Genomic DNA, 8,874 nt, shown 5'->3' on the forward strand with positions numbered 1-8,874 from the left:
GGAAATGCTATTTCCTTATAGTCCCTCCATGGACGAAATTTTAGTAGCTTAAAAATGGTTAGGGGGGCTATTCAAATTTTTTATTCCGGGAATTGCTGGTCTGAATTGAAAGGACTTGCGGATTAACATACGAGTATTCTACCATTCGTCTTAAGAGGGTGTCAAATGTTAATTTCTAAAAGGGTTATTTTTACTGGCACAATTCATCTCGGCCCTAAAGGACCGAGTATTCTTGTGTCCTAATGATAAAAATTTTAACTTGTCACTCTTTTAAAGCGCAAGCAAAAAATTATGCCTCTTGGGTTTTAACTTTCGTTAAACTATCATTACAGATATGAAAGTTTGGGCACTTGCAGATCTCCACTTACCCATTGGTAATCCTAGCAAAAACATGGAAGTTTTTGGTCCCACATGGAATAATTACGTAAAGCGCATTGAGACCAATTGGAAAAAGGTCATCGGAAAAGAGGATCTTGTTCTCATCGCTGGGGATATCTCTTGGGCGATGAAGCTTGAAGATGCCCTAAAAGATCTCGAATGGATCGATGCCCTCCCTGGAACTAAGGTCATTCTTAAGGGGAACCATGACTACTGGTGGCCTTCAAGTAGTAAACTTGCTGCGGCCCTTCCCCCTTCCATCCACTTTATCCATAACAATGCCTATAACCATAATGGAGTCACCATCGGCGGCTGCCGCCTTTGGGACACAACCGAATATAACTTTAGTAAACATATCGTTTTTCAAAAAAACCCCCTCGCAAAGAAAAAAAAGAAAGATCCAGAAAAGGAACAAAAGATTTTTGAGCGGGATCTCGCTCGACTGCGGATGAGTCTGGAAAAGCTCGACCCCAATGCACCCTACCGCGTTGCCATGACCCACTACCCTCCCATTGGGGCTGACCTTCACCCTTCCGCAACCTCAAAGATTTTAGAAGAATTTAAGATAAATGTCTGCGTGTTTGGTCACTTACATAATGTGAAAAAAGAGCGTCCCCTTTTCGGTGAAAAAAATGGGATCCTCTACCTTTTTACCGCGGCAGATTACCTTAACTTTGAGCCGGTCCTAATAAAGGCTTAAGCATTTGGAGGGAGTCATCGCAAGGCTTGAGTTTGGCTTGAAGATCTTTCCCCTTTTGCTTCTCTAAAAGCTCGTTGATAAGGGCCTCTTCTTCCTCTTTCTCGATGGCATTAAAATACTCGGCAGTGAGCATCAGAAACTCGCGAAGGTCTTCTTCGGTCTCAAGCTCATCAAGGGCTTGATGATAGGCAACCTGAAACTGCGCGGTTTCTTCAACATGGATAAGGTAGTGAAGCGCCTCAAAAAGGAGATAGAGCTCCGACTCCTCTTTGAGCGATGTTAAAAGACGCTCTAACATCACGTTCCCCTCTTCAGGATCGACATCCATCACGAGACGGATACGTAAGAGGTCAAACCACCGATTATTGTCGACATAAGGGTAAAACCCATCGAGAAGGGTCGAGGCATACTGATCGTTTCCTGCATCGATTTGGTGGGCAATATACTCGTAGATAAAGACCTCAAGGTCGTGGCACGAGTAGGCTGAGAAAAAGTGGTACCCCTCTCTGGGACCTCCCCCCTCATCGACATTGTCATCAAGGATCATCTGAAAGCTCTCTAGAGCTTCCTGGAGGCTCTCCTCCACTTCAAGGTCTCCCGCCTCATACCGCTCGATCAGGTGGTCGAATTCATCGACAAAAATGGATAAAGATTGTTTTTGAACAGCAAGACGGCGCCAAAGCTCAAAGACCACCACAAACACCTGCTCATGGGTCTCATAGTTCTCCTCTAAATAGAGTGCATCGGCAAGGTCTTCTGGACAGTCGTACTCCTCGGTGTAAAGAAGAAAATTGGCCCTATCAAGTGAAATATTTAATTTGTTAAGACGGTTAAAAAGCTCTTCTTCGCTTAAAGAGCGGTAATCCTCAACCTGCCACCCCTCGACTTCCATCTTGGGATTTTGCTTAAGGTTCATCTGAAGGAGGTTGTAAAGGGCACGCCCCTGATATGTCATCGCACGATCCGGCTCTAAATAAAAAATTATAACTATTTCATTCTATACCTCTCTAAGATATTCGTCAAAGAACTTATTCAAGACATTAATATAAATGTGTTTGCGTTTTTGTTTTGAAAAATATAATTAAATTAGTTTTTATTATTGATTTAATTAATAATAAAATGCATTATTACAATCAAATAACAAAGAAGGGAGAAAAAATGTGTTATTTAAACCCAATTTCTGCTATCAATAAAACATTAGAGCAGGTGCAAAGCCAAGTATCGGAAGCTGTATCAACAACAGTAAACTTTGCCAAACTTTCTACTTTAAATGGATTGGCTATTTATTTTTTTAGTTGGTACCTGGGATCGGCACTTGCAACTATGCCTCTAATAATGTTAACGTTTGGAGCTGTCATTCTTGAGAAAAAAGCTTACGCAGCAATCACAGCTCTGTTCCACTACGTGACTAAAAAAGAAATGAAAGAAGAGACCCCTGTTAAGACCAAAACCCCAAAGCCACCTCAGAACTTTGGAGTTCTCAGTCACGAAGAATTCAAAAAAGAACTTAAACACCAAATAACTGAGTTAATGCAAAAAAACTCCGTACCAAATAATGTTGCTAAAGCAGCTAAAGGTCTATCAAAGGTTTACACCGACACAACTCTTACAGGTCCTGCAGGAGATACTCTCATAAAGGCATTAGATTTCTTATCGACCCCAAGGGTTGAAGTACTACGATACGATAAAAATAAAGATGTCGACAATGCTTGGAAAGACATCCCTAGAACTACACCAAAAAACGAGCAGCTGTGGTTTATCGGCCTCTCATTTGAAGAAATACAAAAACGAGTCGCCACCGAAAGGCATAAAAAACTCTTTAAAAACGTACTTACTGAAATGACTAAAAAACATCAAGACACCCAAGCGATGAAAAAGCATGTAAATCAATATAAAGCCCTGTCGAAATGTCTAGTGCCGCCAAACCAAAAGAAAGGGAACTCAGCCAACCAGCCCCTGCTATCTCGTGTATTCAGTACTTTCAGAAAGTGCTTATCATCTCTTATGACTTCAAATAACATTTCAGCTATAGCTATAGCTGCAGCTACGGCTGCTTAATCTTCCCTTTTATCTTAGGGCGCTGTAATATGCTTTTATGCATAGACAGCGCCCTTTTGTTTTAATCGAAGTCTTTATCGCCATTGCTCTTCTTGCAGTGTGCGCCTTCCCTCTTATCCGTTACCCCCTGTTTGCTTACAAACAGGAGCAAAAACATCTCATTGAGATGGAGCTGCAACGACATGCAGAACTGATTTTTTATGACGTTTTAAAGCATATCGACAAGTACAACTGGGAAGAGTTTCCAAGGAAAAACACGAAAAAGCCAGAAAGGGTTGAAGAAATCACGGTATCGATCCCTTCTATGAGCACGTTTAAAAAAGCATCCCACTGTCATATTTATAATGCCCATAAAAAAGCCCACACCCATAAACTTCGCCACCTTCATTGTGATGTGTGCTTCGGGGGATGTAACAAAAAAACAAGCTATAAATTTGTCTTTCTTGCAAAAAAGGTAGCGAAAAAATCGGTAGATGGGGATGTCGGGGATGATGAAGGATCACCTAGCGACATTCAAGCCGTTCGTGAGAGCGGAGGATAGCCCCAAGGAGTTTTCGTTTCGAGCCCTGGTTCTGGGAATCATCATTGGTGGGCTTTACAAGCTGTGCAGTAGCGCTTTCTACTTGTGGAATGAAGCGGTTTCCTTTGTTGTAAAAAAGTATGAAAGTGCTTTGGTCAGTTTGGATTGTACTCCCGCTCTTTTAGGGGTCGGCTATATCATCGGCCCCCGTATCTCGATGGTCCTCTTTACGGGAAGTGCCCTAGTGCTCTGTCTCCACAATTTACCAGCCAAAAAAAATCTCAACCAATCTATCCTAATTCTTAGGGTTGACAGAGCACTAGGTTGGTAGGTGTTGATCGCTCTCATTAAAAAGTTTGGTGCTGAAGCCTCGGCCATCTACCCTTCAACAGTTCCGATTGCAATGATGTCAGCAACCGATATTTGGTCGACCTACATCCGCTACATCGGTGCTGTTGGAGTGGCGGTTGGGGGACTGATCACCCTCTTTCGGATCGCTCCGGTCATCCGAAAGACAATTGTAGAAACCTTTCGAGAGGTCATCCACCTCTTTAAGCCAGGAAAAAAGAGGGTAGAGCGGACCGACCGAGATATTCCCCTCCCCTACCTTCTTCTAGGATCGACGGCAATTATTTTGGGACTGTGGGCGATGCCTGGTTTCCATCTCAATATTGTAACAATTCTCTTGCTGATCGTCTTAGGATTTTTCTTTGTTGCGGTCACTTCGATCACTGTGGGGCTGGTCGGAAGATCTTCGAACTCTACCTCGGGAATGACAATCACCACCCTTTTAATTACCTGCTTAATTTTTGCAGGGCTGGGCTGGTCAGACCAGATCCACCTCATTGCAGCGATCGTCATGGCAGCGGTGGTCAATACAGCAATCGCCCTTGCCGGAACCACATCGCAAGATCTTAAGACAGGGTTTTTGCTTGGGGCAACCCCTCGTTCTCAACAGATTGCAGAGGTGATCGGTCTTATCCTTCCCGCAGCAGCGATTGGCTTTACAATCTATCTCCTCAGTGATGCTTATGGGTTTGGAAGCACCAAACTCCCCGCTCCCCAAGCAACCCTGATGGCCATGATCGCAAAGGGAATTATCCAGGGGGAACTCCCTGCTCTTTTGGTGATCATCGGAGCGATCTTTGGGGTCTTGGTCTATCTGATGCGGGTCCCTGTCCTCCCTTTTGTAGTAGGACTCTATCTTCCCATCTCCCTCAACACCACCATCATGATCGGAGGACTCGTCCATTTCGTTGTAAAGCGGTGGACTTCTATTGAAAAAAATATCGAGCGAGGGATTATCATTTCGTCAGGCCTTGTTGCGGGAGATGCTTGCATGGGAGTTTTCATCGCCCTTCTCACCGTCTTAAAAGTCATCCCCGCGACTAAAGCGGGCTTGCTCGGCAATGGTTTCTCCTTTGCCTTTTTTGTCCTTCTTAGCATTTGGCTGGGGTGGGCATCAAGACAAGGGTCCGTTAAGAAATAAATGCTACAAGTTGACTCAACAAGACGCAGCAAAATTGAGCTGAATGAGGAGCACCATTCCCAATAGGGAAGGGCGACGAAGAAGCTTAATTTGGCAAAGTCGCAGCCAGTCAACTTGTAGCATTTACTTCTTAATGGACCCAGAAGCTATCCAAGTAAGCTCTTTTTCGTTATTATCGTTTGCATGAAGAAGTTTTCTTTCACTTTAATGGAAGTCTTAGTGGGCTTTGCTCTAACCGCCCTTGTCCTCGGGGTGTTATTTAGCGCTCTTTATAGCGGCACGGTCCTCAAAAACCGCCTTGAAAAAAGTGAGCAGGCTGTAATGGCCCGCGTTGAACTCCAACAACGGCTCGACCAGGTTTTTGCGACCCTTGATGGGACGCTTTACATGGAAAACGAACCCCCAACTCTCCACATCGCTTATCAAAATGGAGCCGACCCCAACCCAATGTTTTCTGGAAGAGTGGAGGGAACAATCGAGCTTGAAAAGGAGCGGTTGATCTTAAAGTTGCCGGGAAACCCCGTGCCAAAAAAAGAGGTTTTAAGGAAAGGGGTGAGCGCAATTTCCTACCATTTCCTGACCCCAGCAAACATCGGAATGGAAGAGGTTGAGGTGTGGGAAAAATCGACAAACTACCTCCCCCATTATGTCAAACTCACCCTAACCGCTTCCGGGGAAGAGGAGTCCTACGCCTTCTGGATCAGGCAAAAGCTTGAACCGATCCCCATGAAGGAGAAAAAATGAACCTTCTCCCCTTCGTGATGATCATCATCCTGGTTCTAAGTCTTTTTTCGACAACCCAGTATCAAAAAATGGTCTCCCAGAAAAAGGATAAAAAGATCTACTCTGCCTACTTTAAGGGCCTGCGCGAAGCGCGGAATGAAAAAGTGCGCCACACCTATAATCGCTCTCTTGACCGAAAACCAGGAACAAGCACAGGAACTAAAAATAATGCAAACAAGCAAATCCAAGATAGATACTTTCGCAATGACCGGATCGGTTGGGAAAACGGGAAACTCAATCTCTCTTCTCTTCTAAACGATCCTGAAAAATGGCCCCAGCTAGAGGCGATTGCGGCAGCCTATGTAAAGCGGCTTTACATCGGTGCTAAGTTTTATCCTAAAGGGAGTGGGCTTGAGAAGAAACTCATCAAAGCGCTTGTGGCAAAATATAAAAAAGAGGAGGACCCTCCCCCCTTTCACACCATTACCTTTGAGGATCGGGAGCTGAACTGGGTTTTTTATAAGATGGTGAAGGGGACCCATACCTACACCTTAGAAGGGCGGGGGCATCCCCCCTTTGCTGACTTCTTCACTTTCGAAGAGATGGAAGGGCCACCGATCCATTTTCATTATGCCAACCCCCTTCTTCTCAAGGTTGTCCTAGGGGAAGGGAAAGCGCAACAACTCATCTCTGAAGAAAAAAAGCTCCTTATCAATGCAAGAGTGAAGTGTCGCTCCCCTCTTAAAAAGGAGCGAGTAGAGGAGTTTTTAGGAATACGTCGCGTTCTTTTCGAAACCCGTTATAAAACAAGCGATAAAGTATCAGGGAAACATACCGATCCCAACACCCAAATTACTGTAATGGCAAAGTAGGGCGTGTCATTAATGACACGCCCCAGTACAGCGTTTCAGTAAAACCTTGTCATAGATAAGTTCAGATTTTTTTGAAGGATGCAGCGCGGAGATCGATGGCAACCCCTATGAGGGTTGTCGAGATCGAGCGCAAAATCATCCGGAAAAAGATGAATTTAGATTGGAAAGGTTTTACTGAAACGCTGTACTAACCTTTTGGAAAGTCAGGGTAAAGGTGGTTCCCTTTTCCCAAGTCGAGGTCACATCAATCTTGGCCTGATGTTTGCTGATAATCACGTCGACGATGGAAAGGCCAAGCCCTGCCCCTCCCATACGTCGGGAGTGCGCTTTGTCAACGGTAAAGAAGCGCTCAAAAATCTTATCGAGGTCTCCCTCTGGAATCCCGATTCCCTGGTCAGCAATGGTTAGCTTTACAGCATCGGAGCCATCTTCGATGGTGATCGTAATTTTAGCCGCCTGCTCGGAGTACTTCACCCCATTTTCCAAGAGGTTCATAATGGCCAGTTCTAAAAGGTCGGGATCTCCATGGATGATAATCACCTCCTCATTATGGAGCGATTCGATCTGAATTTCGGGATGGAGGGAGAGGAGGGTCTGGCTACAACTATCGATAAGGGCAACGAGATCACACTCTTGGAGTTTTGCTCTTGGAAGGTAGTCGAGGTCGGCAAGGGTGAGGAGATTTTTGACAAGGCTATCCATCCTCTGGCAGTTGCGGACAATTTTTTCTGTAAACTCGGTGAGCATCCCACTTGAAATCTCGGGAAGATCATAGATCGTCTCTGCAAACCCCTTAATAATAGTGATGGGGGTACGGAGTTCGTGGGAAGCGTTGGCAACAAAGTCTTTTCCGAGCTGCTTTTTCTGATAGTGTCCAGAGCTGTCGAGAAGGGTAACGAGAATCTTTTTTCTCGGCTCTAACACTTTGATTTCCCCTTCAAGACCTTCTTTTTCATTAGCAAAAGACTGATGAATAAATGTTTCTCGGATCCGGTGAAAGTTTTGATAGTGGCTCTTTAGAAGAGGATGGTTAAAAAGGAGGGTACCAATGAGCCTCCCCTTCTCTTCTTTCAAGTAGTGAGCCCCTTTTTGGTTGACCTGAAGCACCTTTCCTTCCCAATCTAAGGTAATGACCCCTTCTTGCAAGGCATCTAAAAGGGGTATATCTTTGAACTTCCGCTGCCCAACACCCTTTTTTTGAACGATCAATGCAATTCCAAATAAGCAAAGAAAAAGGAGCCACTCCCGATAGGCATGGAGCGAGGGGGTGCAAAAGCATAAAAAGCTTGCAAAGCCGAGGACAAACAGAAGAGTCCAGTACCGTTTTTTCATGGTACTCATGATACCAAATCAGAGATTATATTTGGAATTTTTTACTCCCTGCGCTAGATTAGGGAGGAAATAAGCTTAGGATAGGCAAGATGGCAAAAACTTATTTCTACTACTCAGCAATGAATGCTGGGAAAAGTACCACTCTCCTTCAATCGAGTTATAACTATAAAGAACGAGGAATGGATACCATTCTTTTTGCCCCGGCCTTTGATGATCGGTTTGGCGATCCAGCCATTTACTCGAGAATTGGGCTGAAGCAAGAAGCCGTTTTGTTTGATATCGACTTCAATATTTTTGATTATATCGACAAAGTGCGCAGCAACTTTCCAAATCTCCGTTGCATCTTGATCGATGAGGCCCACTTTATGACCAAAGCGCAGGTAGCACAGGTGATTGCTGCCACAAAAGAGTTTGATGTTGCCGCCCTTTGCTACGGTCTTCGGAGCGACTTTAAGGGGGAACCTTTTGAAGGGAGCATCTATCTTCTTGCATGGGCAGAAGAGATGATCGAAATTAAAACGATTTGTCACTGCGGAAGTAAAGCGATCATGAATATGCGGGTCGACAGCGAAGGAAACCCTGTAAAGTCAGGTTCACAAGTCCAAATTGGAGGGAACGAAAGTTACACTTCGGTTTGTATGAAACATTACATAAATGATGTCGGTTCTATTACCGAATATGCTTTTGAAAAGGTAGGCGTCCAGTCAACTACTCCTCCCTAAAGGAAGGAGCTTGTAGCTAGCGCAGTTGCTGCTACCATAGGCACGTTGACAGGTGCCCTTGCTGAGACAACAGACTCAGC

General features: G+C 44.6%; 10 protein-coding genes. 8 read left to right on the forward strand and 2 right to left on the reverse strand.

Features of this window, described 5'->3' with window-relative positions:
- The first annotated feature begins 334 nt into the window (after positions 1-334).
- The gene (locus tag NEPTK9_RS08230; RefSeq protein WP_194848356.1) at positions 335-1,078 is read left to right on the forward strand and encodes a metallophosphoesterase; all 744 of its coding nucleotides are present in this window, start codon (positions 335-337) and stop codon (positions 1,076-1,078) included.
- Here the strand turns inward: NEPTK9_RS08230 and NEPTK9_RS08235 are convergent.
- The gene (locus tag NEPTK9_RS08235) at positions 1,047-2,033 is read right to left on the reverse strand and encodes a hypothetical protein (RefSeq protein WP_194848357.1); all 987 of its coding nucleotides are present in this window, start codon (positions 2,031-2,033) and stop codon (positions 1,047-1,049) included. The genes NEPTK9_RS08230 and NEPTK9_RS08235 overlap by 32 nt on opposite strands.
- A gap of 113 nt (positions 2,034-2,146) precedes the next feature.
- On the opposite strand from NEPTK9_RS08235, the gene NEPTK9_RS08240 reads away from it, so the two are divergent.
- The 6 genes from NEPTK9_RS08240 (at position 2,147) to NEPTK9_RS08265 (ending at position 6,740) form a co-directional block, all read left to right on the forward strand.
- Positions 2,147-3,136, forward strand: coding sequence for a hypothetical protein (locus NEPTK9_RS08240; protein WP_194848358.1), 990 nt, complete (start codon positions 2,147-2,149; stop codon positions 3,134-3,136).
- Between the two features lie 37 nt (positions 3,137-3,173).
- Positions 3,174-3,677: a type IV pilus modification PilV family protein gene (locus NEPTK9_RS08245; RefSeq protein WP_194848359.1), complete on the forward strand. Its 504-nt coding sequence runs from the start codon at positions 3,174-3,176 to the stop codon at positions 3,675-3,677.
- Positions 3,661-3,987: a hypothetical protein gene (locus NEPTK9_RS08250; RefSeq protein WP_194848360.1), complete on the forward strand. Its 327-nt coding sequence runs from the start codon at positions 3,661-3,663 to the stop codon at positions 3,985-3,987. Before NEPTK9_RS08245 ends, NEPTK9_RS08250 begins: the two co-directional genes overlap by 17 nt.
- On the forward strand, positions 3,988-5,145 hold the full coding sequence (locus tag NEPTK9_RS08255; RefSeq protein ID WP_194848361.1) for an OPT/YSL family transporter: 1,158 nt from the start codon (positions 3,988-3,990) through the stop codon (positions 5,143-5,145).
- A 183-nt stretch (positions 5,146-5,328) separates the two neighbouring features.
- The gene (locus NEPTK9_RS08260) at positions 5,329-5,889 is read left to right on the forward strand and encodes a PulJ/GspJ family protein (RefSeq protein WP_194848362.1); all 561 of its coding nucleotides are present in this window, start codon (positions 5,329-5,331) and stop codon (positions 5,887-5,889) included.
- Complete coding sequence (locus NEPTK9_RS08265) at positions 5,886-6,740, forward strand: hypothetical protein (protein ID WP_194848363.1); 855 nt, start codon at positions 5,886-5,888, stop codon at positions 6,738-6,740. The genes NEPTK9_RS08260 and NEPTK9_RS08265 overlap by 4 nt, the downstream gene beginning before the upstream one ends.
- Before the next feature lie 171 nt (positions 6,741-6,911).
- Here NEPTK9_RS08265 and NEPTK9_RS08270 read toward each other — a convergent pair whose 3' ends face one another.
- Positions 6,912-8,081, reverse strand: a complete 1,170-nt coding sequence (locus NEPTK9_RS08270) for an ATP-binding protein (protein WP_194848364.1) — start codon at positions 8,079-8,081, stop codon at positions 6,912-6,914.
- Positions 8,082-8,161: 80 nt separating this feature from the next.
- On the opposite strand from NEPTK9_RS08270, the gene NEPTK9_RS08275 reads away from it, so the two are divergent.
- Complete coding sequence (locus tag NEPTK9_RS08275; RefSeq protein ID WP_194848365.1) at positions 8,162-8,794, forward strand: thymidine kinase; 633 nt, start codon at positions 8,162-8,164, stop codon at positions 8,792-8,794.
- The last annotated feature ends 80 nt before the right edge of the window (positions 8,795-8,874 follow it).

The organism is Candidatus Neptunochlamydia vexilliferae, assembly GCF_015356785.1.
Classification (GTDB): Bacteria; Chlamydiota; Chlamydiia; order Chlamydiales; family Simkaniaceae; genus Neptunichlamydia; species Neptunichlamydia vexilliferae.